This window comes from Alteromonas sp. CNT1-28 (genome assembly GCF_022348345.1).
In the GTDB taxonomy this organism is placed as follows: Bacteria; Pseudomonadota; Gammaproteobacteria; order Enterobacterales; family Alteromonadaceae; genus Alteromonas; species Alteromonas macleodii.
On the sequence record NZ_JAKREZ010000002.1, the window covers coordinates 210,855 to 234,906 of the forward strand.

The following is a 24,052-nucleotide window of genomic DNA, read 5'->3' on the forward strand; positions in this document are numbered from 1 at the left end:
CGTGAGCCAAAGACCAAATTCTAGCGCGCAGACAACGCTTACAGAAGCCGCTAAAAAGCGCATCCTTATATTAGACGGCGCCATGGGCACCATGATCCAGCGCCATAAGTTAGAAGAAGAAGATTATCGCGGAACACAGTTTGCCAACTGGCACTGCGATGTTAAGGGTAACAACGATTTGTTGGTTCTTACTCAGCCCGATATCATCTATCAAATTCACTGTGATTACTTTGAAGCTGGCGCGGACATTATTGAAACGAATACGTTTAATGCTACGACTATCGCTATGGCCGATTACGATATGCAGGCTCAATCCCGTGATATTAATTTAGCTGCAGCTAAATTGGCGCGTAAAGCTGCGGATGAGTTCACAGCAAAGACACCCGACAAACCCCGTTTCGTGGCAGGTGTACTTGGCCCAACAAATCGCACTGCTTCAATTTCGCCTGACGTTAACGACCCAGGCAAACGCAATGTTACTTTTGACGAACTCGTGGAAGCGTATAGCGAGTCTACCGAAGCGCTCATTGAAGGCGGTGCAGATTTAATCATGCTCGAAACCATCTTCGATACACTTAATGCGAAAGCGGCAGCCTATGCGGTAGAGTCGGTTTTTGAAAAGCTGGGTATATCGCTGCCCGTTATGGTGTCTGGCACGATTACCGATGCCTCAGGGCGCACGCTGTCTGGTCAAACCGCGGAAGCGTTTTATTATTCCATGCGACACATCAGTCCATTCTCATTCGGCTTAAACTGTGCTCTTGGGCCAGACTTACTGCGCCAATACGTAGATGAAGTTGCTACTGTTAGTGAGTGCTTAATTTCAGCGCACCCTAATGCTGGTTTACCCAACGAGTTTGGTGAATACGACATGGAAGGCCCTGAAATGGCCGAGCACATCAAAGAATGGGCGCAGTCAGGGCTAGTGAATATCGTAGGCGGCTGCTGCGGCAGTACGCCGGAACACATTCGCGATATTGCTAACGCTGTCAATGGAATTGCGCCAAGAAAAGTGCCACAGTTTGAACCCAAAATGCGTTTGTCAGGCCTAGAGCCGTTTGTACACTAGGAGGGCATTATGAGCGCAGAATTTTCTACATTTATTAATATCGGTGAGCGTACCAACGTAACAGGCTCCGCTCGTTTTAAACGACTTATTCTTGAAGGTGATTATGAAACTGCACTTGATGTCGCAAGGCAGCAAGTAGAGAACGGCGCGCAGATCATCGATATCAATATGGATGAGGCCATGCTTGATTCTAAGCAGGCCATGATCACCTTTTTGAACCTAATCGCCTCTGAGCCTGATATTAGCCGCGTACCTATTATGATCGATTCGTCTAAATGGGATGTTATCGAAGCAGGACTTAAGTGTGTACAGGGCAAAGCGATTGTTAACTCTATTAGCTTAAAAGAAGGGGAAGCGCTCTTCTTAAACCAAGCCAAGCTAATAAAGCGTTATGGTGCAGCAACCGTAGTGATGGCGTTTGACGAGACCGGCCAGGCCGATACACAAGCTCGAAAAGTAGAAATTTGTCAGCGTAGCTACAAGTTGCTGACAGAAGAAGTCGGCTTTCCTCCTGAAGATATTATCTTTGACCCCAATATTTTTGCTGTAGCGACAGGTATTGAAGAGCACGATAACTACGCGGTTGATTTTATTGAAGCGACCCGCGAGATACGTAAAACCTGTCCGTACTCACATATTTCTGGTGGCCTTTCTAATATTTCATTCTCGTTCAGAGGGAACAATCCGGTTCGCGAAGCTATGCACTCGGTATTCCTATATCACGCTATTCGAGCGGGTATGGATATGGCTATTGTGAATGCAGGTCAGCTAGAGGTATATGACGAAATACCGGCTGAACTTCGAGATGCGGTTGAAGACGTGATTTTAAACCGCAGAAGTGATGCCACTGAACGCTTACTCGATATTGCACCGAACTATCAAGGCGATGGAAAGGCTGCCGCAAAAGAAGATTTATCCTGGCGCGAACAAGAGGTTAATAAGCGCTTAGAGCACGCCCTAGTTAAAGGGATAACCGACTACATCATTGATGACACCGAAGAAGCGCGCCAGCAAGCTGAGCGCCCACTACACGTTATTGAAGGGCCATTAATGGATGGCATGAACGTGGTAGGGGATTTATTCGGTGAAGGTAAGATGTTCCTTCCTCAGGTGGTAAAGTCGGCTCGCGTTATGAAAAAAGCGGTAGCCCATTTACAGCCATACATTGAAGAAGAAAAGTCAGACGATGCGAAAAGTAACGGCAAAATTCTATTAGCCACGGTAAAGGGTGATGTTCACGATATCGGTAAAAATATTGTTGGCGTGGTACTTCAGTGTAATAACTTTGAAGTGATTGATCTTGGCGTGATGGTGCCAGCGGCGACAATCTTACAAACCGCTAAAGATGAAAACGTTGATATGATAGGCCTGTCGGGCCTTATTACACCTTCACTAGATGAAATGGTTCACGTTGCCAAAGAAATGGAGCGTCAGGGCTTTGATATCCCGCTGCTTATTGGCGGGGCGACTACGTCTAAAGCGCACACTGCGGTAAAAATTGAACAAAACTACCATGCGCCTGTAGCCTATGTTCCAAATGCTAGTAGAGCAGTAGGCGTTTGTCAGCGCCTTCTAAACAAAACGTCCCGCGAGATTTACGCGCAGGAATTGGCAAAAGAATACGATACGGTACGTGAACAGCACGCCCGTAAAAAGCCGCGCAGCAAGCCGGTGACATTAGCTCAAGCCAGAGAAAACGCTTTTAAGCCAGATTTTACGACTTTACCAGTAAAGCCTGCGAACCTAGGTGTAACACCGGTAACCGCCGATTTGGCTACGCTGCGCAACTACATTGATTGGACGCCATTTTTCTTAACCTGGTCTTTGGCAGGCAAGTACCCACGTATACTTGAAGATGAGGTGGTGGGAGAGCAGGCACAGTCATTGTTTAACGACGCCAACGCCATGCTGGATAAAATTATCGAAGAGAACAGCCTTCAGGCGAAAGGCGTTATCGGCTTGTTTCCTGCCAACCGCGTTAATGACGATGTTGAAATTTATACCGATGAGTCGAGAAACCAGATTCAAGGTGTTGCCCATCACTTGCGTCAGCAAACCCTAAAAGACAAATTCGCTAATTATTGTTTAGCAGACTTTGTAGCTGAAAAGTCGAGTGGCATAAATGATTATGTGGGCGCTTTTGCCGTCACCGGCGGTATAGGTGAAGACGAGCTTGCTGATAGCTATATTCAGACTGGCGATGACTACAACGGCATTATGGTTAAAGCGGTGGCAGACAGGCTTGCCGAAGCATTTGCGGAATATCTGCACGAGCAAGTGCGTAAGCATTACTGGGGTTACGCCGCTGACGAATCACTAAGTAACGAAGAACTTATTCGCGAAAAATACCAAGGCATTCGACCGGCACCAGGCTACGCCGCGTGTCCCGAGCATACTGAAAAGCAGCTTATTTGGGATTTATTGTCAGCAGAGCAGCATACAGGTATGAAGCTTACGGAAAGTTACGCCATGTGGCCGGGGGCGTCAGTATCGGGTTGGTATTTTGCTCACCCTGATGCCAAATACTTTGCTGTCGCCAAAATTCAAGCCGACCAAGTAGAGGATTACGCCACACGTAAAGGCTGGACCTTGGAAGAAGCTGAAAAGTGGTTGGGTCCAAACTTAAGTGATTAATGCTGATTAGGCAGGTAACGTGTATGCAAATCGAAAAGCCTTTTAGTCAGGCTTGTGAGAACAACAAGCGCGCCATTTTGAGCGTGCTTGAACGTAAATTTGCCAATTGCCGACAGGTATTAGAGATAGGGAGTGGAACAGGTCAGCACGCCGTATTTTTGGCTGAGCATTTGCCCCATCTTATATGGCACACAAGCGATCAACCACACTATCACGAAGGTATTGCCGCGTGGCTGAGTGATTCAAATACGGGGAATGTGAAACCTCCAATTGCATTCACCGTTGGGCAAGATGACTTTCCCAACCTCGACATAGACGGCATTTTTACGGCAAACACCGCGCATATCATGCAAAAAGAAGAGGCGAAGCTACTTATGGAATCAGTAGCGTTGCACTTACCCAAAGGGGGCGTATTCTGTCAGTATGGCCCTTTTACACATAGTGGTAAGTTTACTTCTGAAAGTAACCAAGCCTTCCATACTTCGCTTTTAGCGCGTGGTTATGGTGGCTACCGCGATATCAATGAGCTTACTGCTTGGGCAGGCGAGTTAAGCTTGCAAGAAATAATCGACATGCCCGCCAACAACCATATGCTTATTTGGCAAAAACGCTAAAGAAGTATCAAGGCTGCAGCACTTTGCTTTAAAAACAGTTAAAGCAAAGAAAGTCAGCACTCACATCAAAGGAGTAACTATGAGCTTTAAAGTAAACCATTATTTCGACAATAAAGTGAGCTCGATTGGGTTTGAATCTGCAAACGGCCCCTGTACCTCGGGCGTGATGTCGCCGGGTGAATATACATTTTCTACATCACAAAAAGAGCTAATGAAAGTGGTTGAAGGTGAGCTAGTTGTGAAGCTTCCGGGAAGTGACGAATGGCAATCTTTTGCTACAGGCACCAGCTTTAATGTACCCGCCGATGCTTCTTTTGACGTAAAAGTGTCTACGCCTACCGCTTATCTTTGCTTTTACAGCTAATTCTTAAAAGCGTTTAATTCACTCTGTATTTAAACTTTCGTAGAATTGACTTTCAGAGGTTGTAAAATTTCTCTGTATATCTCAAAGTATTAGAAGTGCAAGCGAGCTCGGCTCACTTGCGCTTTTATACTAATAAAACTAAACCTGAAATGTGTGCGAATTATCAGGGCCTGTTGACCTTTGATGTACGAATTTTGGTCTAAATGGAGGCCTTTTAATCGCGAAACAGTCCTGCAAGCCTAGTGGGCTAAGTTAAAGGGCTGTGACAAAGAGTAAAAGGCTTCCATAACGACCCCTTCGGGCAGCGCCTTTGTGCCATCTATACTGCGTTGAATGTTTTCGACTTAGAACCACGAAACCGTCAAACATCCGCCTTGTCTAGATGGCACAAAGACCGCTGCAAAAACGTACTAAAAAGGTCAACAGGCCCTAGTGCTGGAATACACTTTTCACACGTTGTGGCGTTTAGTAAACAATGAGAAGTACAAATGAAATCCATATCACTCCAAAAAAAGTTCATGCTTATCGTTGGCGGTAGCATAGCTTTGATGTTACTCATTACGGCGTTTTTCTTAGTCAATACCGTTGCAGATAACACCCGCAGTCGCGTAGAAAAAGAGCTTAAATCCTTAGTTGCACGTGAGGCTAATGACGTTGAAGGCTTCTTCGCAACCTATGGCGGCGTTGCTAGAGCGTTCCTAAGTAGTCCTTTTCTACAAGATTTTTTTACGCGCCATAACACGCGAGGAGCGCCCGAAAGCCAACTGGCTCAATCCAAAGATATCTATGCCACATTTGAGGGCATCAGCAGTCAAGATCCCATTATTAAATCGGCGTTCTTTGGTTCAGCAAAGACGGGTGAATACTTCTATGAAGAGGGCCGAGTCGGCGTCGACACTTCGGGTCCTGATGCTGGCAATCCTAACGCCGGTTACTTTGCAACTAAACGTCCGTGGTTTACTACTGCCGTAGAAAAAGGAAAGCTATATGTAACGCCTCCTGCTGTCGATTCCCAAGATGGAAGCGTATCTGCAGTAGTACAAACCCCGATATACAAAAATGGAGCGTTACTAGGCGTTGGCGGTGTCGATATTCTTATTAGCACGGTGGGTAAGGTCATAGATGCCATTCGTTATGAAGAACAAGGCACGGCGTTTTTACTCGATGAAAACCAAAACATTGTTTACTTTCCAAAACAGAGCAAAGCGTTGCCACTAAGCTCCTCTATTCGCAACTTTGACAGCGTGTTTGATAGCACTGAAGGGTTTGGCAAGTTGGCAAGTAATATAGCGGCTAATGAATCTGGTATTGTGCACGTAACCTGGAAGGGGGAAGACTATGTTGCGGTTTTTGAGCACGCTCAGTTAACTAACCCACAAATGAATTGGTCGCTGGGCATTCTTATCCCTGCAAGCATCATTGATAGCCCTATAAATAATGCAATTACTACGGCAATTATCGTTGCCTTTGTGATTATTGGATTAATAGCGCTTATTACTTATTTTGCGAGTGCTAAAGTCACTCAGCCTTTGGTCGAAATGCGCAATGCAATGGCGGAAATAGCGCATGGCGACGGCGACTTAACTAAGCGTCTGGAAGTTAAGAGTAATGACGAAATCGGTGCGCTTGCTATAGAGTTTAATACCTTTACCGATAAACTAAGATCATTGCTAAAAGATACTGCCGCTAACACTAAGGCTGTTTCTGATGCAGCGGATCACCTTCGAGATGTGAGTCACGCGACTAGCAAGGAAATTAACCAAGAGCGTAGTCAGGTGGACAATGTGTCTACGGCAGTCACGCAGATGGCTGCTACCGTCGTTGAAATTTCAAAAAATGCGGCACAGTCCAGTGACGCTGCGACTAAAGCAGATGAATTGGTACAAGCCGGCAGTGAGCAAGTGCAAGATGCCATGAGGGAAATTCGCGCGCTGGCTGACGCCATCAGTCAGGGGGTTGAAGTTGTGGGCGGATTGAGCAAAGAGTCAGATAGCATCGGTGCTGTAGTCGATGTAATTAACAGCATTGCTGAACAAACTAATTTACTGGCATTAAACGCAGCCATTGAAGCGGCGAGAGCCGGTGAACAGGGGCGCGGGTTTGCCGTTGTTGCAGATGAAGTTCGCTCATTAGCAAGTCGTACACAAGAATCGACGACTGATATACGAAAAATGGTAGAGCGATTGCAGGCGATGTCTGAGCAGACCAACAGTGTTATGCAGGAAGGACAAACCCGTTCTCAATCTGGTGTCGATAAAACAGAGAAAGTGGTCGAAACGCTTAAAGACATTACCCAGTCTATAGGTTTGGTTCACGAGCAAAGTACTCACATAGCACTTGCTACCGAGCAGCAAACGGAGGTGGCGCAAGATATTAATAAGTCGCTCGTAGCTATCACTGGTTTAAGTGATAAAACTAGTCAGCATGCAGAAGAGTTAGCTGTGGAGGCGACGCAGTTAAGTGCCGTCTCTGGTGACTTAAAAGAATTGGTGGGACAGTTTAAAATTTAGCGCCATTCATATCGTGAAGCGCGCATAATGGGCGACAGTCTTTAATTAGAGCGTTTTCGCTTGCCAACATTGTTGGCAAGCGAATTATTTTATTCCCTAGTATGACATAAGTTTCTGAAATACTGTTTGGAACACCTATGGCTTGTGCGTTTGCGAGAGGGCAATGAAGTCATCTACAAACCCCAAAACGTCCTGCGCTTTTCTATGACCCAAGTACAGCGTTTTTGATACGCCTTGTTCACCAAGCGACCGACAAGTCAGGAGATCGCTTTCTTTTGATTCATCAATTAACCATTTAGGTAGCGCAGTAACACCACGTCCCGCTGCTACCATTTGTAAGATGATCTCGGTGGTTTCAATCGTTTTATGTTGCCTCACTGTGCAATTGGCAGGAGTAAGAAAATGCGTGAATACGTCCAGTCGACTGAGTTCTACGGGGTAGGTGATAAGGGTCTCATTGCTTAAGTCTTTCGGTGTAACAAATGGTTTCTCTACCAAAGGGTGGTGCTTATCCATTACCAACACTTGTTCATATTCGAACACTGGCGTGTAGGTAATGGTTTCAAGTGAAAGAGGGTCTGGCGTGAGCAATATATCAATATCGTACCCGTGAAGCGCTTGTAAACCGCCAAAAGAGAACGCTCGGCGTACATCTACATCAACATCTGGAAAGGCTTTCAAAAAAGGCGCCACTACCTTGAGCAACCATTCAAAACACGGGTAGCACTCCATCCCAATACGTAATATGCCCTGTTTACCATCGGCGAATCTGCGTAATTGGGCTTCAGTATGCTCAAACTGGGGTAAAACTCGGTGAGCTAAGCCCAATACACTCTGACCCGCCTGAGTCAGCGTGAGTCTTCTGCCGTCTTTTTTCCAAAGCGGTACGTCAAAATGGGCTTCCAACTTTTTCATTGCGTGGCTTAACGCTGACTGAGTTAGAAAAAGCGATTTTGCCGCTTCTGTCATCGTGCCTTCAGCATCTATCGCTCTTACTATTCGTAAATGTTGTCTATCAATCATAATAAATTACAACCAGTTTAACGTTTTTGAAGAGGGCTTGGGGCAGCACTGACTATAGTCACGGCGTCCGACAGGCGAGTTTCAATTATCTCTTTTATGATAATTGATATTTCTCTAAAGGTCTTTCGTCCAGGCGCAGTGTTTCTCCACGCTAATGAGTGCTGACGCTCAATAGGCATATCGGCAATCTCACACACGTGTAACGCTTCAGGCTTGTGCAACTCAGAATGAATATAAAGCCCGGGTAGGAAGGCTACACCCATGCCCATTACTACCATTTGACGCAAAGTATCGAGGCTGGTGCCCTCATAATCACGCTGTAAATCTGCCCCAATCTCATCGCAAATGCGCTGCACTTGATGATGAAAGTGATGTCGGTCTTCTAGTGTTAACACTTTCTCGCCGCTTATTTCTTCTGGCTTGACATAGGCTTTTCCTGACAATTTGTGATCAGAAGGCGTGACGAATTTTAAAGGCTCTTTGAAGAGTGGTTGCGTGATCAATTGAGAGTTTTCGCCCGAAAGTGGGGAAAGTATTAGGTCATATTCACCACGCAGTAGACCGTGTTGCAATGCGTTAGGGGCGCCTTCTCGAACATAGAAGCGCAAGCCGGGCTTCCGTTTGTGCAGATCTGGTAGCACAAAGGGAAGTAAATAAGGCCCTAGTGTTGGCGGTATCCCTAACCGGTAGGTTACAACTTCGCCCTCGGACAAGTCTCGTGCAATTTCGCTGAACCGTTGAGAGGCCTGCAGCACCTCTTCCGCTGCATCAAGCAAGGCTTTACCTTGGGGAGATAACAGCGTTCCCGTGCGTGATCGTTCAAAAAGCGTTAGCCCTAAGAGGTTTTCTAGCGCACTGATCTGACTGGTCAGAGTAGGCTGACTAATTCCCAGTATTCCCGCTGCTTGCCTGAAGCTTAGGTATTTAGCCACTGCAACAAAATAGCGGATTTGGTTAATTGACGGGGTCTTTCCGTTGAATTGCATGGTGAAAATGGCTCTCTCTTACTATGCTTATGGGTAGTGATACGTAAGCGGTGATAGTATTTAGCTATCGCGAGTTAGTATATTAAACTATTAATCTATCAGGTGAAACTGGCGTAATTACATAATCATTACAATTATTAAAAAATTGGGAGTTATATATGGATCACGTTATCTCAGGTGTTGCCAAATTCCAGAAAGAAGTTTACCCAAACAAAAAAGCTACGTTTCAAAAACTAGCTACTGGGCAGAACCCTGAAGTGCTTTTCATTACGTGCTCTGATTCACGTATCGACCCGAACTTAGTAACACAAACTGATCCGGGTGAGCTATTTATCTGCCGTAATGCTGGCAACATCGTACCTCCTCACAGCAATCAAACTGGTGGCATGACAGCGTCTATTGAGTTTGCAGTTGCTGCACTGGGCGTTTCTCACATTGTTATTTGTGGCCATACTGACTGTGGTGCAATGAAAGGCGCCATCAACCCTGAAGGCTTAAGTGCGCTACCGCATGTAAAAGAGTGGCTAGGTCATTGCCGTGTTGCAACTGAAGTTGTTAAAGAGCGCTGTGGCCATTCAGACCTTTCTATTGACGATCTAGAAGCGGTAACGAAAGAGAACGTTGTTCAGCAAATTCAGCACCTTCGTACTCACCCTGCTGTTGCTGCAAAAATTGCAACAGGTCAGGTTAAGCTTCACGGATGGGTTTATAACATTGGTTCAGGTGAAGTGCTTTACTACAACACTGAGTCTGGTGAATTTGATGTAATGGACGAGTCTACCGCCGAAGCACAACTTGCTCGCGGTGAATAAGGTCTATAACTATGGTAAAAATTAACCTTTCAAACCTACGAGGCGATTTTACCGGCGGTTTAACAGCCGGTATCGTTGCTTTACCACTGGCGCTTGCACTAGGTGTAGCGTCAGGCTTAGGCCCAATGGCGGGTCTGTACGGTGCTATTGCGGTTGGCTTCTTTGCCGCACTTTTCGGTGGTACACCAGCACAGATTTCTGGTCCAACGGGGCCTATGGTTGTTGTTCTTGCAGGCTTGTTCGCAAGTCTGTCAGGCGACGCCAGCCTTATATTCACAGCTGTGATATTGGCCGGTATATTCCAGATTGTTTTTGGTGTCCTTGGTGTTGGCCAATACATTCGCTTGGTGCCTTACCCGGTAATATCGGGCTTTATGTCGGGCATCGGTGCAATCATCATCATTCTTCAAATCGGCCGCTTACTGGGCCATGAGCCGCCAGGCGGAACAATCGGCGCATTGACATACTTGCCAACCGCGCTTGCCGATATTGATTTTGCAACCTTAGCGTTAGGCCTTGGTACCTTGGTTATTGCCTACAAATGGCCACCGCAATTAGGCAAGTATGTGCCTGGCGCACTGGCTGCACTTATCATTGGCACGCTTGTAAGTTTAGCGTTGTCTGTGCCAATTCTTGGTGATATCCCAACGGGTTTACCTAGCCTTCACCTTCCAGTATTTGACCAAAGCAAAGCACTGCTTATTCTTGAAGCCGCGTTTATTCTAGCTGTGCTGGGAGCCATCGATAGTCTACTTACATCTCTTGTTGCTGATAACATGACGCGTACCCGTCACGATAGTAACAAAGAGCTAATCGGCCAAGGTATTGGTAATACATTTGCTGGTCTTATCGGCGGTATCGCAGGTGCAGGCGCAACGATGCGTACTGTTGTAAATATCCGTAGCGGTGGTAAGTACAACATTTCAGGTATGGTACACGCGCTAGTTCTTCTAGCAATTGTGTTAGGTCTTAGCCCGCTAGCAGCGCAAATTCCTCACGCTGTTCTTGCTGGTATCTTGGTTAAAGTTGGTTTAGATATCATCGACTGGAGTTACTTGAAGCGCGCTCACAAAGGCCCACGTTGGGACTTCGGCCTAATGATTATGGTGCTTGCGCTAACGGTATTTGTAGATCTGATCACAGCAGTTGGTGTTGGCGTGGTATTCGCAGCATTAGCTTACGTTAAGCAAATCGCACAGCTGCAAATTGAAGAGCTTAAGAAAATCCCTGAGTCGTTAAACGACCCTAAAGAAAATGAGCTATTGGAATCTCTTAAAGACAAAGTATCAATCTTTAGTTTTGGCGGACCACTAAGCTTTGGTGCGGCTGCCGATTTGGGCCACCACGTTCGTGAGCGTGTGAAACCGGGTTCTAAAGTCACCATTTTAGATTTCTCGCGCGTTCCACTTATGGATGTTTCTGCTGCGATGGCAGTTGATACAGTTACCTCAGATGCACTAGCGGCAGGTCGTCAGCTGGTTATTTGTGGTGCTAATGCAGAAGTCAATAAGGTGCTTGAGGGCGTAAACGAAGCGCACCCAGGTATCCCCAACTTTGACACGCTACACGACGCTTTGCTTTACGCAGAAAAGCAAGTAGCCGGGACTGAAAGCAAAAACACCCGTTTTCAAGCCGCAACGCAGTCGTGAAGTAATATCAAGGTAAGATAAACCTTTCCCTTTTGGCCCTCCTTAGTGAGGGCTTTTTTGTGTCTGTTAGGCAAAGATTTCTTTGCTAAATTTCTGGGTCCGTTTATAGCTGGTGCGTGTTTACTTGGATGTCATTGAGTAAACAAACATGGAAAATGTTTTATTAATTGATTGTTCAATTAAACTTAACGCTACTGTAACAATTCCTCCCTAGAGTAGTGAGTAAACATTACACAACTACTTTGGGAAACACATGAAAACACACAATAAACTCTCGTTAGCTGTACTTGCAGCACTTTCGTCTATGACTACACCTACAGTGGCGTGGGCAGAGGAAGCAGAGCGTGCTGACGAAGAGCGCATAGAAGAAATTACCGTTGTTGGGCGAAGCGTTTCTTACGCGAATAACGCAACGAGCGACGATATGTTTAAACAACAGGCTAATCTTAGCAGTGTGTTAGCCGCGGTTGATAACCTGCCGGGTGTGCTTATTAACGAAGGTGATACCTTTGGGGCTGATGACTGGTCAACATCTATTGTTATTCGTGGCTTTCAAGTAAACCTAAACGAGCAGCAAATTGGCATGACGGTAGATGGCATCGCCAACGGTAACTCGAATTACGGTGGTGGCGCGAAAGCGAATCGCTATATCGATACCGAAAACGTAAAAGGCGTTGAAGTTTCTCAGGGTACGGCGGATATCGCTTCCCGTTCACACGAAGCCTTGGGCGGCACACTGAATTTCACCACCATTAACCCGTCTGCGGAGCAGGGCTTAATAACCAGTGTAACTGCGGGTTCATTTGATGCGTCAAAATACTATGTACGCTACGAAACAGGCGAAATCTTTAAAGATACTTACGCGTGGATAAGCCTTTCAAGTCAAGAAAGTTCTGACTTTATGCAGCAGGCAGCAGAGAACACCCGTGATCATTTAGCCATGAAGTTTATCTCTACCGTTAACGACGTGTCTCTTACAGGTTACCTGTCTTACGACGATACCCACGAAGATAACTACCAGCGCATATACGGGCTGGCGCAATATGAACAAAATCCAGATTGGGACCAGTTAACTGACGAGTGGACAGGCGTGCCTTATCAAGATCAGGCGTATCGTCGAGGTTGGTCTACCCTACGCGAAAACCTTTTCGCTTATTTACAGGCTGACTTTACTATTGGCCAGGTCGATTTTATGACCAACGTGTATTATCACGACAATGAAGGACGCGGCGAATGGGTTCCCCCCTATATTGTTGATATCACTGATGACGGAGCAGAAGGGCACTCAGAGCTTATTGTTGGAAATACGGTATTCGGTGGAGAGGAGCTGGGACAAATCTACTTTGTTGATAGACAAGGCAACCAGCTAAGCCCTATTGAGGGGTGTCAAAGCTCACTGACCTTCCCTTATGGTGGTGCAGGTGCAGAATATGACCCAGGCTGTCATGCGCAAGGCGCTATTCCCGTGGGCTCATATCGTCACACCCATTATGATAAAGAGCGTTTTGGCATTAATGCTGATGCTGTGTGGTACACCAAAATTGGTGATTTTGATAATACCGTACGTTTTGGTATTTGGTGGGAAGACTATGAGCGTGGCGAGTCTCGCGATTGGCATAAAATTACCAACTCGTCTATTAGCGTCGATTATGACAACGTGCCTTACTGGGTGCAGTACGACAGAACCTTCCCAGTTGATACCTTGATGTACTATGTGGAAGATGAGCTTGATCTAGGCTTTGCCCGCATTCGCGCTGGTGCCAAGAAGTTTAACGTAGATATCGAGAAAACGGACAACTTTGATTCAGCCAACAACTTAGCGGTGAATACTGACTCAGATACCTTATTCTCAGCCGGTATCGTTGCACCTTTACCCATTGAAGGAGTGGAAGTTTTCGCAGGTTACGGTGAGAACTTTGCGGCAATCAAAGATGCACAACTAGAGCGCAACGATACTGACCTTCGCTTTATAAAGCCAGAAACCGCTGACAACATTGACGTAGGTTTCCGCTACTCTTCACCTGGTTTCAATGCCAGCGTGACCTACTACAATATTGAGTTTAACGACCGTATTCAATTTACCAGTAACGAAACCTCAGAGGGTATAGACTTTCTTGAAGCAGCCGCGGGTGGATACAAAAACGTGGGCGGTATTGAGTCTAGCGGTTTTGAAATTTCAGCAGACATTATGCTAACCGAAGAGTTCTCGTTGTTCACTTCTATTACCTTAAGCGAGTCAGAATATGTTGCGACGGTAGGTAGTTCAGGTACGCAATACGATACACTTGACGATGCGCTGGCAGCCATCGCTGATCCTGAAAACCCTGAAGTGTCACTGGTAGCTATTGAAGGTAATACGGTTATCGGTACGCCTGACACTATGGCGGTAATTAGCCTCGATTGGGCACGCGATAACTACTTCGCAGGCCTGTCTACCAAGTACGTTGATAGCCGCTACCTGGATATTGATAATGCAGCACAGGTTGATGACTATATCGTTAGCGACTTCTATATTGGCGGCTTTATCGAAAACATTGGTTCAGGTGCTGAAGAGCTAGAAGTGCGTTTAACAGTAAACAACCTGTTTGATGAAGACTATGCGTCTACCATTGCACCAGGTGCATTTTGGATTGGCGCACCTCGCGCTGTTGCAGTCAACGCACGCTTAACCTTTTAATCGTGATATCATGCCTGCGGCGGCGTTGTGCTGTCGCAGGTTATTTTTTAGATTTAAGGTTTGGAGTTGTAGCATGCCCAAGGTGGGAATGGAGCCAGTTCGCAAGAAGCAATTAATAGAAGCAACGCTAGAAGTGATGGCAGAAGTTGGCTATCACGGTACAACGATTAGCTTGATTAGCAAAAGAGCTGGGCTTTCTTCAGGGATAATCAGTCACTATTTTGGTGACAAGCAAGGTTTAATTGAAGCAACGATGCGCCACCTTCTCGATGCGCTAAAAATTACGCAGCGTATTGACGCTCCCCTAGAGCGGATTGATTTCATTATTGAAAATAACTTTTCACAAACGCAAGGGGCGAGTTCCGCCACCAATACCTGGTTTAACTTCTGGGCGTTGTCACTACACAACGAAGGCTTGCATCGTTTGCAGTGTATTAACCACAAACGCTTAGAGCGTAATTTAGCGTTTAGTTACCGCAAGCTACTTAAACCTGAGCAGGTCAAAAACGCCGCTGCGTCTACCGCTGCATTAATTGATGGGTATTGGCTTCGTTATTCCATGGGCAGTGTGGGTAACGGTGATTTTTCAGAAGCTGTAGCCCGTTGTAAGCAATACGTTCGCGATTTAGTTGCCCAATACGGAAGATAAATAAGCAAACGGAAGTTAAACAAGTACTCGCGGCTGGCGTATAAGTACCACTGATCGAATACTGATTAGAAAAATAAAAAGGGCGGTTCGAGATAAGTCGAACCGCCCTTTTTAATTATCTACACTTTCTAAATGAGCTATGCGGACTGATATTAGCTGGCGCCAGATACAAATCGCTATCCGGCGCGAGAAGCTAGCATGTGCTCACTAAGTGCTTAACTCAATGAGTTACCAAATTCTTACGCGCTCTTCTGGCGCAAGATAAAGTGCATCACCTGGTTTCACGTCAAACGCTTCATACCATGCATCATGGTTTCTTGGCGCTTGTGCACGATAACGACCTGGCGCGTGTGTACCTGCGCGAAGTTGATTCAGCATGCTTTCTTCAGTGCGTTTTTCTTTCCACACTTGTGCCCATGCAAGGAAGAAACGCTGATCGCCTGTTAGGCCGTCAATTACCGGCGCTTCTTTGCCGTTAAGGCTAAGTTTGTAGGCGTGGTAAGCCATGGCTAGACCACCCACGTCACCAATGTTTTCACCCAAGCTGTTGCGACCATTTACGAAGTTACCTTCGATAGGCTCGTACTGGCTGTATTGCTCGGCTAGCATATCCGCTTTTTCTTCAAACGCTGCGCGGTCAGCATCGGTCCACCAATTGCGCTGAATACCGTTTGCATCTGACTTCGAGCCTTGATCGTCAAAACCATGTCCCATTTCGTGACCAATTACCGCACCGATTGCACCGTAGTTAACTGCTGCGTCGGCGTTTGGATCAAAGAATGGTGGTTGCAAAATAGCCGCTGGGAATACAATTTCGTTGAACGAGCTATTGTAGTAGGCGTTAACGCGCTGCGGTGTCATACCCCAGCGATTGCGATCCGTTTTCTCTAGCTCACGTTCTACCGATTGGTCTTGGAAGAATGTGCGTAGGTTTCGAACATTGCCTACTAAGTCTTTGTCGCTGATGGTTACGCCGTCGAAAGACTGCCATTCGTCTGGGTAGCCAATTTTAGGGTTAAATGCCATTAGCTTTTCTTTGGCATTTACCTTGGTTTCTTCGCTCATCCAGTCTAGGTTTTCAATACGCTCACCTAGTGCTGTACGCAAGTTCTCAACCAGCTCCGCCATCTGCTCTTTTGAGCTTTCTGGGAAGTATTCGTTTACGTAAATCTTGCCGATAGCAAAACCAAGTGACTCAGTACCAGACATTTGGCTCACTGCGCGTTTCCAACGAGGACGAGGCTCTTGCTGACCGCTTAGTGTACGACCAAAGAAGTCAAAGTTGGCTAGGTAGATATCTTCAGAAAGGAAATCCGCATTGTTTGAAATAGTGTGATATTTCAAGTACGACTTCCAATCAGCGAGATCAGCTTCGTTAATAATTTTAATAACGTCTTTTACTGGCTCAGGCTGTGTAATATTTAGCTCAGGTACCTTATAACCGGTTTGAGCAAAATACGTATCCCAATCAAAGCCAGGGTACTCGTCAGACAGCTTGCTACGTTCAATCTGGTTGAGAGTAAGATCGCGGTCACGGCGTTTTTCGCGAGGCCACTGAATTTCTGCAATTTGTGTTTCAAGGGCAAGAATGTTCGCCGCTTTTTCAGCTGCGTTTTCTTCGCCTGCAAAATTTAGCATCTGCTCGATGTGCGCTACATAAGCTTCACGAATTTTAACAAAACGTTCGCTATCGCTCAGGTAGTAGTCGCGATCAGGAAGGCCTAAACCACCAACACCAACACTTAATTGGTATTCATTTGGGTCAAGGCGGTTGTACCACATACCGCCGCCAATTGGCGTGGTTGAGCCTACTAACCAGCTGTTACCAAATGCTTTGGTTAGGTCAGTTTTGTTTTCAATGCTATCGATAGACGTGAGTACGTCTTTAATTGGCTCAATACCTTTTTCGTTGATGGTATCTGTATCCATATAAGCAACGAAAAAGTCGTGAACAAGCTTTTCTTCTGCATTTAGAGAAGACTTTTCCATTAGCCCATCAATGATGTTTTTAACTTGCTCTTCACTACGCTCTGCAAGACCCGTAAACGCGCCGTAGCGAGTTTTGTCAGCGGGCAGCTCGTAGTTGTCGTACCATGTACCGCTCGCGTACATGAAGAAGTCATCACCAGGTTTTACCGCTTCATTACGAGCGGTCAAGTCTACGCCAAAAGAGCCTAGTTCCGCTTCGCCCTTCATTTCTGGCGCTTCAACATTGCTGGTTTGTTCTTGGGCTTGTTCAGGCTGACCGCAACCAGCAAGTCCCAAAGATGCCGTAATCGCTACGGCAAGAAGTTTATATTTCATCGTTTTTCTCGTTGTGATTATAAGTGTCGTCGTTAGGTGCAGTGACACTCGTTGTTTTTAAAGTAGGCACAAATTCCTTGTTAAACGGTAAAGCATTCCGTGCCTGATTAAAATAGCTTGCGATATGTGGCGTTTCTCGCTGTAAAAAGTCTGCTACAGCAGTGTGAAACGACGGATGTTGTAATTTGTGATGAGAACGGCAATAAATAGGCTCGAAGCCTCGAAGTATTTTATGTTCACCTTGGGTGCCGGGATTAAAAAGCGATAGCTTTTTCTCAATGGCGAATTCAATGCCTTCAAAATAACAGCAGGCAAAATGTAGCCCGTCTATTTCTTTCAGTGCTCCCCAGTATCTGCCATACAGTCCTGTCTCATCATAGAAAAAGAGGGCGCTGGCTACTGCTACCTCATTCTCTATTGCCGTCACTATAAGCATGTTATCGCTCATGCTCTCGACTAGCTGCTCGAAAAACGCATCGTTCAAATATCCCACGTGACCGCTTCGTTTTAAATAGGTTGCTTTGTAACACTTTGTGAAAAACTGCAGTATCTCTGGACTAATCTCATTGCCAGTATGATGGGTAAAGCGGACGCCTTGCTCGTTCAGTTTACGTCGACTTTTCTTGATATCTTTTCTTTTGCGGGAGGTAAGCGCGTTAAGAAAATCGTCGAAATCACCATAACCGTAGTTATGCCACTGAAACTGAACTGCGTATCGGGTCAGGTAGTGGTTGGGAATACTGGGTTGAACTTTGAATTGGTCATTAGGCAAATCAGCGGCTAATGCACTGGCCTCAGGCTCGCCTTTACCAATAAGTTGAGCCGAGGTGCTTTCATTGGGAAATAGCCAATGAAAAGAAGATAAAGCCTTACCAAATACGGACTCTACATACGCTGTCAATGTATTTTCTAGTTCACTTAAAAGTGACGGAGTAAGCGCAATGTGTCCATCAGAAAGTAGTCTAGAGCCTGTTACGGGGGTAAAGGGGATGGCCGATATCCATTTAGGATAATAGTCGAGACCGTGCTGTGCATAAGCATTAGCCCATGCGTGGTCAAACACGTATTCACCGTAGCTGTGAGTTTTCAGGTAGCCGGGAATAACAAGATTTGCAGCCTCATGCTGACCTTTCGCTATAGCAATATGGCAAGGCTGCCACCCAGATTCATTGCTGCACGAGCCGCTGCGTTCTAGCGCATGTAAGAATTCATAAGAAACGAAAGGACCCGATTCTTTTGCGAGGTATTGCCAGCGCTCTTTAGAGATCTGTTCAATCGAATCTATTATTGTTATGCGATAGTTGGATGCTGTCATGCAGTTTACATCATGTAGAGGTTAAGTGCGTAAAACGCTAGATAGTCGCAATGTACGAGTAATTAACGCTAAAATAACGCGGTTTCTACGTTTAATACAGAAGAGTAAGTTTACAAAAATGTCAGAGTTCGACCGAAAAATCATTACCGACGCGATTACTCGCATGCTGGCACGACGAGAGCATAGCTTTAACGAGATTATGCGAAAGTTGCAGCAGAAGGGAATAGCGAGTGATGCTTTCATGCCTATTCTGGAGAAATTCAAAGATGCTGATATCCAAAGCGATGCTAGATTTGCAGAAAGCCGAGCTCGCGCACTGTATTTAAAAGGGAAGGGACCCCGCGCAATTAAATTAGACTTACAGCAATACGGTGTAGATGAAAGTACTGCAGAACACGCAATGAGAGAGATTGACGCTGACTGGTTTGAAAGTGCTAAAAAAGTAAAAGAGAAAAAGTTTGGCGAGTTTTATGAAACCGAATTCGCGTTGAGACAGAAGCAGAAACAATTTCTTCAATATCGTGGCTTTTACCAAGATCACATTGAATATGCGGTAAGCGCAAACGAATCTAGCTAAAACGGCTGGTTTATGCTCATGTTTACCGACAAATAGATGCCGTTGGCGATTCGTTTTATGAATACTGGCTATTTTCGTCTACTTAAAGTGAAATTTGAGCCTATCTTCTCCCCGTTACACTTAACAAAATTGCGTTATCCATGGTATTGTTGCGCAAATTTGTGTGCATTTTAATTATCCAGAGAATTATAGCGAGGATAAGCGTATTGCGTATTCGCAAACTGCCCCGATTATAAAGCTCATTAGAACAGGCAAATCGCACGTTTCAAAAATAGAATAAAGGAAGTTAGGTTTTCAATGACATTATCAACTGCTGACTTACGTAACAAGTTTATCGATTATTTTAAAAGCCATGGCCACCAAGCGGTGGCGAGCTCGTCACTGGTTCCGGCAGATGATCCCACACTTCTTTTTACCAACGCGGGCATGAACCAGTTTAAAGACTGTTTTTTAGGTGCGGAAAAACGCAGCTATACCCGTGCGGTATCGTCACAGCGCTGCGTTCGCGCAGGTGGTAAGCATAACGACCTTGAGAACGTAGGTTACACTGCGCGTCACCATACCTTTTTTGAAATGCTGGGTAATTTCAGCTTTGGCGATTATTTCAAAAAAGAAGCGATAGAGTTTGCGTGGAATTTCCTTACCAAAGAAATTGGTTTGCCAAAAGAAAAGCTCTTAGTCACCGTTTATTCTGAAGATGACGAAGCTTTCGACATCTGGGAAAACCATATTGGTGTTCCAAAAGAAAAGATTATTCGCATTAGTACGTCAGATAACTTCTGGTCTATGGGCGATACCGGTCCATGTGGTCCTTGTTCTGAAATCTTTTACGATCACGGTGCGCACATTTGGGGAGGTCCTCCGGGAACACCAGAAGAAGACGGCGACCGCTTTATCGAAATTTGGAACCTGGTATTTATGCAGTTTAACAAACAAGCTGACGGTACCATGGAGCCACTCCCTAAGCCTTCAATCGATACCGGTATGGGCCTAGAACGTATTTCCGCTATCTTGCAGAACGTGCACAGCAACTACGAGATCGACCTTTTCCAAAACTTGATCAAATCAGCAGCATCAATTGTTCGAAGCGAAGATTTAGAAAATAAATCGCTACGGGTCATCGCCGATCACATTCGTTCGTGCAGCTTCTTAATTTGCGATGGCGTTATGCCATCAAATGAAGGGCGCGGATACGTATTACGTCGCATTATTCGTCGCGCTGTCCGCCACGGCTATCAACTTGGCGCAAACGATATTTTCTTCTATAAGCTTGTAGCATCACTTGCCAAAGAAATGGGTGAAGCGTATCCAGAACTTGTAGACCAGCTACCGGTAATTGAAAAAGTACTACGTGTTGAAGAAGAGCAGTTTAGCAAAACGTTAGCCCGTGGTATGGCTATCCTAAACGATACATTAGAAACTCTAGAAGGCGACACAGTGCCGGGTGACGTAGTATTCAAGCTTTACGACACCTATGGTTTCCCTACTGACTTAACCAATGATGTAGCGCGTGAGCACGACCTTAAGATTGACGAAGAAGGTTTTGAAGCTGCTATGCAAGCACAGCGTGCCCGTGCACAGCAGGCTAGCAACTTTGGTGCAGACTACAATAGTAAACTCGCCATTGACCACACAACCTCATTTACTGGGTACACCGATGTAGAAGGCCAGGCGAATGTGGTTGAACTTATTGCCGACAATGCGTTTGTTGAGAAGCTTGAAGACGGTCAAGAAGGCGTTGTGGTATTAGACAGCACACCGTTCTACGCTGAAAGCGGTGGTCAGGCAGGTGACAAAGGTGTGCTTCGCGTGGCAAACGGTGAATTCATCGTTACAGACACCCAAAAAATGGGTAATGCGTTTGCACACAAAGGTATTGCTAAAGGTTCGGTATCTAAAGGTGATACGGCAACCGCAGCGATTGATGCAGCAAATCGTGAAGCCATTAAAAAGAACCACAGCGCAACGCATTTACTTCATGCAGCACTGCGTGAAATTTTAGGTGAGCACGTAACTCAGAAAGGTTCATTGGTTGAAGCGCCGCGCATGCGTTTTGACTTCTCGCATTTTGAGGCAGTAACGGCTGAGCAACTTGCTGAGATTGAAAGACGAGTTAACCAAGAAATACGTGCAAACCACACGTTAGCAACTGAACTAATGGATTTGGATGAAGCCAAAGCATCAGGCGCAATGGCGCTATTTGGTGAAAAGTACGACGAAAAAGTTCGCGTGGTAACCATGGGGCCATTCTCTGTTGAGCTATGTGGTGGTACTCACGTTACACGTACTGGTGATATTGGCTTGTTTAAAATTACCAGTGAAGCGGGTATTGCATCGGGCGTTCGACGTATCGAAGCAGTTACTGGCGAGCATGCACTTGAAGTCGTGCAAACCCAACAAGCGACACTGTCTTCATTGTCTGCGTTATTGAAAACAGACAGCCAAAATGTACTTGATCGCGTAGTTTCTCTACAAAATCAGACTAAAGAACTAGAAAAAGCACTCAATTCTGCGAAACAAAAACTGGCGAGTCAGCAAGGTGCTGATATGCTTAGTAATGCAGTAGAGATAAATGGCGTTAAAGTTCTTATTGCGAATTTGGAAGGTGTTGAAGCGAAGTCATTGCGTTCAATGATGGATGACATTAAAAACCGAATTGGTGAAGGGATCGTAGTATTAGGTGTGGCTAATGACGCGAAAGTGAATCTTATTGCTGGCGTTACTAAAAACCTCACTAGTAAAGTTAAAGCGGGCGAGCTAGTTAACTTTGTTGCATCACAAGTAGGTGGCAAAGGGGGCGGTCGTCCAGATATGGCACAGGCAGGCGGTGACCAGCCTGAAAACTTGGGCCAGGCGCTAGATTCGGTTAACGCTTGGTTACAAGATAAGCTATAATTATTTTTGTGTATAACAGTGAGTTTTTGAAGTGACGCAGAAACATGGAATCACTGTCGCTTCCATCGGGTCGTGCCGATGGGTTGGCAAATCTTAATGGATGATGTTCAGTATTAAGGAACAGGAGCAAGCGAATGCTTATTTTGACTCGTCGAGTTGGTGAAACGCTTATGGTTGGTGACGATGTAACCGTTACCGTACTAGGTGTAAAAGGGAATCAGGTACGTATCGGTGTGAATGCACCAAAAGAAGTTTCTGTGCACCGTGAAGAGATATACATGCGCATTCAAGCAGAAAAAGGCGGTCAGCCAGGCTCTGCAGAATAATTGCATTATACGCTTCATTGGAAAAGGTCAGCTTACGCTGGCCTTTTTTGTTTTAAGTGAGTAAATCTTATCGGGCTTTAGCGCAAGTCTATTGTTTCTGTTCTATTTCGCCAGAAATGACGTTGTGATGTCTCGCGCTAACGACCAAGTTAAGTCTCTGGGTCGTGCACAGCTTTTTTCTAGCACAATGCCTTCTGGGTGGACGATTTTTAAATAGAGACATATACCGCTTTATTTGAGATTTAGGAGCGTTTTTAAATAACTTAAGTAAGTAATACGAATCAGCGTACTTGGTTATGAACAAATAAATTCAAAACTTTTTGATATTATTTTTGAAAAATTGACTAAATTATTAAGGCGGGTCAGTTAAAACTGCAATGAAGCTGCGCATATTCAAATGCAAATTAACGAGCATCGTTAAATAAAATTCGGTTTAATTGCTTGTATTGCGAACAAATTACTGGTTTTTTGCTCGAATCGTTTAAAATGGCAGCGGGTGAACAATTTCTTTATAAAAAAGGTTTGACTCAGGCCAATGAATCCGTAAAATGCACCCCGCAGTCAAGGAGAGGTGGGTGAGTGGCTGAAACCAGTTCCCTGCTAAGGAACCATACGCATATACGCGTATCGAGGGTTCGAATCCCTCCCTCTCCGCCATTATTCGTTGGCAGTGACGGCCAACAACAAGTTTTGCGCGTGTGTAGCTCAGCTGGATAGAGTACCTGGCTACGAACCAGGCGGTCGGAGGTTCGAATCCTTCCACACGCGCCACTTATTTTAAAGCGTCACCTTTTGAGGTAGAATTCAAAAGTACACAAGTTTACGCGTGTGTAGCTCAGCTGGATAGAGTACCTGGCTACGAACCAGGCGGTCGGAGGTTCGAATCCTTCCACACGCGCCATATTGAAAAACCCACCTTTTTAGGTGGGTTTTTTCATTTCTACTCCTTTTATTTTTGTTCTCTCCACTTTCGTCTAAGCGCGCTGTTTAAAATTTAAGCTAAACTTAATGTGTCTAACAGCAGTAAAGCGCGAGGTACGCTATGGCACATCCATCTACTACTTTTCGATTTTTAGCAGAGCCTACCGACGTAAACTTTGGCGGTAACGTTCACGGTGGCATGCTCTCTATAACAGCTTAATGAAATGGATTGACCAAGCTGCCTATGCCTGTGCCGCGCAATGGTCCAAATGTTACTGCGTCACGGTGTCTGCCAATGGCATACGTTTCATAAAACCTATAAAAGTAGGTCAGCTAGTTGAGATAACCGCATCGTTGGTACACACTGGAGCGTCAAGTATGCATATCTATGTTGTGGTTAAATCGGGCGACGCCACGGAAAACACTACGTCTGTCGCAAATCGCTGTTTTATAACTTTTATGGCGGTGGACTGTGAGGGAAGCCCAGTAAATGTGCCTGCTTACGTACCCGAGGATGAACGACATATGCAGCTAGATTTATACCAGTCCGCATAGATAATCACCCACTCAGCGAGAGTTAAAATGTTCGTAATCGCGGCGTGTTACCGTAGGTATAGTGGTTCTACATCAAGGTGACACAACAAAGAGTACGGACATTTTAAACTCGCCCTTCGGGAAGGTCTGGCAAGCTTCCTAGCTGCATTCTGGGAATTTGAAAGGGAACAGC

16 protein-coding genes, 3 tRNA genes and 1 pseudogene are annotated in these 24,052 nt (G+C 45.6%); 16 read left to right on the forward strand and 4 right to left on the reverse strand.

Annotation, left to right across the window (positions count from 1 at the left end; translation table 11 throughout):
* Position 1: 1 nt before the first annotated feature.
* The 5 genes from MHN02_RS02650 to MHN02_RS02670 all read left to right on the forward strand — a co-directional run bounded on the left by MHN02_RS02650 (position 2) and on the right by MHN02_RS02670 (position 7,191).
* Positions 2–1,069: a homocysteine S-methyltransferase family protein gene (locus MHN02_RS02650; RefSeq protein ID WP_239244414.1), complete on the forward strand. Its 1,068-nt coding sequence runs from the start codon at positions 2–4 to the stop codon at positions 1,067–1,069.
* Between the two features lie 9 nt (positions 1,070–1,078).
* Positions 1,079–3,703 carry a methionine synthase gene (gene metH, locus MHN02_RS02655; protein WP_239244416.1) on the forward strand — a complete coding sequence of 875 codons (2,625 nt, stop codon included), beginning with the start codon at positions 1,079–1,081 and terminating at the stop codon, positions 3,701–3,703.
* Between the two features lie 23 nt (positions 3,704–3,726).
* Entirely contained in the window at positions 3,727–4,317 is a 591-nt protein-coding gene (locus MHN02_RS02660; RefSeq protein ID WP_061485050.1) for a DUF938 domain-containing protein, read from the forward strand.
* 79 nt (positions 4,318–4,396) lie between these two features.
* Positions 4,397–4,681: a pyrimidine/purine nucleoside phosphorylase gene (locus MHN02_RS02665; protein ID WP_014948660.1), complete on the forward strand. Its 285-nt coding sequence runs from the start codon at positions 4,397–4,399 to the stop codon at positions 4,679–4,681.
* Between the two features lie 488 nt (positions 4,682–5,169).
* On the forward strand, positions 5,170–7,191 hold the full coding sequence (locus MHN02_RS02670) for a methyl-accepting chemotaxis protein (protein WP_039223026.1): 2,022 nt from the start codon (positions 5,170–5,172) through the stop codon (positions 7,189–7,191).
* Positions 7,192–7,326: 135 nt separating this feature from the next.
* Here MHN02_RS02670 and MHN02_RS02675 read toward each other — a convergent pair whose 3' ends face one another.
* Together MHN02_RS02675 and MHN02_RS02680 are read right to left on the reverse strand one after the other, a co-directional pair.
* On the reverse strand, positions 7,327–8,214 hold the full coding sequence (locus MHN02_RS02675) for a LysR family transcriptional regulator (protein WP_272492401.1): 888 nt from the start codon (positions 8,212–8,214) through the stop codon (positions 7,327–7,329).
* 17 nt (positions 8,215–8,231) lie between these two features.
* Positions 8,232–9,200, reverse strand: a complete 969-nt coding sequence (locus MHN02_RS02680) for a hydrogen peroxide-inducible genes activator (RefSeq protein WP_014948663.1) — start codon at positions 9,198–9,200, stop codon at positions 8,232–8,234.
* A gap of 158 nt (positions 9,201–9,358) precedes the next feature.
* Between MHN02_RS02680 and MHN02_RS02685 the strand changes: the two genes are divergently transcribed.
* From MHN02_RS02685 to betI, 4 genes are all read left to right on the forward strand, one after another.
* Positions 9,359–10,012, forward strand: a complete 654-nt coding sequence (locus MHN02_RS02685) for a carbonic anhydrase (RefSeq protein ID WP_014948664.1) — start codon at positions 9,359–9,361, stop codon at positions 10,010–10,012.
* An 11-nt stretch (positions 10,013–10,023) separates the two neighbouring features.
* Entirely contained in the window at positions 10,024–11,661 is a 1,638-nt protein-coding gene (locus MHN02_RS02690; RefSeq protein ID WP_014948665.1) for a SulP family inorganic anion transporter, read from the forward strand.
* 253 nt (positions 11,662–11,914) lie between these two features.
* The gene (locus tag MHN02_RS02695) at positions 11,915–14,338 is read left to right on the forward strand and encodes a TonB-dependent receptor (RefSeq protein WP_014948666.1); all 2,424 of its coding nucleotides are present in this window, start codon (positions 11,915–11,917) and stop codon (positions 14,336–14,338) included.
* Between the two features lie 73 nt (positions 14,339–14,411).
* Positions 14,412–14,987, forward strand: a complete 576-nt coding sequence (betI, locus tag MHN02_RS02700; RefSeq protein ID WP_272492344.1) for a transcriptional regulator BetI — start codon at positions 14,412–14,414, stop codon at positions 14,985–14,987.
* Between the two features lie 228 nt (positions 14,988–15,215).
* On the opposite strand, the gene MHN02_RS02705 is transcribed toward betI, so the two are convergent.
* A complete protein-coding gene (locus MHN02_RS02705; protein WP_110287704.1) occupies positions 15,216–17,291 on the reverse strand; it encodes a M13 family metallopeptidase in 2,076 nt (691 codons plus the stop codon).
* Positions 17,281–18,606, reverse strand: coding sequence for a GNAT family N-acetyltransferase (locus MHN02_RS02710; RefSeq protein ID WP_239244418.1), 1,326 nt, complete (start codon positions 18,604–18,606; stop codon positions 17,281–17,283). The genes MHN02_RS02705 and MHN02_RS02710 overlap by 11 nt, the downstream gene beginning before the upstream one ends.
* A 118-nt stretch (positions 18,607–18,724) precedes the next feature.
* Between MHN02_RS02710 and MHN02_RS02715 the strand changes: the two genes are divergently transcribed.
* From MHN02_RS02715 to MHN02_RS02745, 7 genes and pseudogenes are all read left to right on the forward strand, one after another.
* Positions 18,725–19,183: a regulatory protein RecX gene (locus MHN02_RS02715; protein WP_239244420.1), complete on the forward strand. Its 459-nt coding sequence runs from the start codon at positions 18,725–18,727 to the stop codon at positions 19,181–19,183.
* Positions 19,184–19,480: 297 nt separating this feature from the next.
* Entirely contained in the window at positions 19,481–22,078 is a 2,598-nt protein-coding gene (gene alaS / locus MHN02_RS02720; RefSeq protein WP_239244422.1) for an alanine--tRNA ligase, read from the forward strand.
* Between the two features lie 134 nt (positions 22,079–22,212).
* A complete protein-coding gene (gene csrA / locus MHN02_RS02725; RefSeq protein ID WP_012517705.1) occupies positions 22,213–22,404 on the forward strand; it encodes a carbon storage regulator CsrA in 192 nt (63 codons plus the stop codon).
* A 565-nt stretch (positions 22,405–22,969) separates the two neighbouring features.
* A tRNA-Ser gene (locus tag MHN02_RS02730) sits at positions 22,970–23,061 on the forward strand.
* A gap of 37 nt (positions 23,062–23,098) precedes the next feature.
* A tRNA-Arg gene (locus MHN02_RS02735) sits at positions 23,099–23,175 on the forward strand.
* Between the two features lie 53 nt (positions 23,176–23,228).
* Positions 23,229–23,305 (forward strand) — tRNA-Arg (locus tag MHN02_RS02740).
* A 141-nt stretch (positions 23,306–23,446) separates the two neighbouring features.
* Positions 23,447–23,880, forward strand: a pseudogene (locus tag MHN02_RS02745) (acyl-CoA thioesterase).
* Positions 23,881–24,052 lie beyond the last annotated feature (172 nt).

Coding starts and splice junctions, on each gene's coding strand:
- metH (WP_239244416.1), top strand. CDS start 1,079: ATGAGCGCAGAATTTTCTACATTTATTAATATCGGTGAGCGTACCAAC.
- MHN02_RS02660 (WP_061485050.1), top strand. CDS start 3,727: ATGCAAATCGAAAAGCCTTTTAGTCAGGCTTGTGAGAACAACAAGCGC.
- MHN02_RS02665 (WP_014948660.1), top strand. CDS start 4,397: ATGAGCTTTAAAGTAAACCATTATTTCGACAATAAAGTGAGCTCGATT.
- MHN02_RS02670 (WP_039223026.1), top strand. CDS start 5,170: ATGAAATCCATATCACTCCAAAAAAAGTTCATGCTTATCGTTGGCGGT.
- MHN02_RS02675 (WP_272492401.1), bottom strand. CDS start 8,214: ATGATTGATAGACAACATTTACGAATAGTAAGAGCGATAGATGCTGAA.
- MHN02_RS02680 (WP_014948663.1), bottom strand. CDS start 9,200: ATGCAATTCAACGGAAAGACCCCGTCAATTAACCAAATCCGCTATTTT.
- MHN02_RS02685 (WP_014948664.1), top strand. CDS start 9,359: ATGGATCACGTTATCTCAGGTGTTGCCAAATTCCAGAAAGAAGTTTAC.
- MHN02_RS02690 (WP_014948665.1), top strand. CDS start 10,024: ATGGTAAAAATTAACCTTTCAAACCTACGAGGCGATTTTACCGGCGGT.
- MHN02_RS02695 (WP_014948666.1), top strand. CDS start 11,915: ATGAAAACACACAATAAACTCTCGTTAGCTGTACTTGCAGCACTTTCG.
- betI (WP_272492344.1), top strand. CDS start 14,412: ATGCCCAAGGTGGGAATGGAGCCAGTTCGCAAGAAGCAATTAATAGAA.
- MHN02_RS02705 (WP_110287704.1), bottom strand. CDS start 17,291: ATGAAATATAAACTTCTTGCCGTAGCGATTACGGCATCTTTGGGACTT.
- MHN02_RS02710 (WP_239244418.1), bottom strand. CDS start 18,606: ATGACAGCATCCAACTATCGCATAACAATAATAGATTCGATTGAACAG.
- MHN02_RS02715 (WP_239244420.1), top strand. CDS start 18,725: ATGTCAGAGTTCGACCGAAAAATCATTACCGACGCGATTACTCGCATG.
- alaS (WP_239244422.1), top strand. CDS start 19,481: ATGACATTATCAACTGCTGACTTACGTAACAAGTTTATCGATTATTTT.
- csrA (WP_012517705.1), top strand. CDS start 22,213: ATGCTTATTTTGACTCGTCGAGTTGGTGAAACGCTTATGGTTGGTGAC.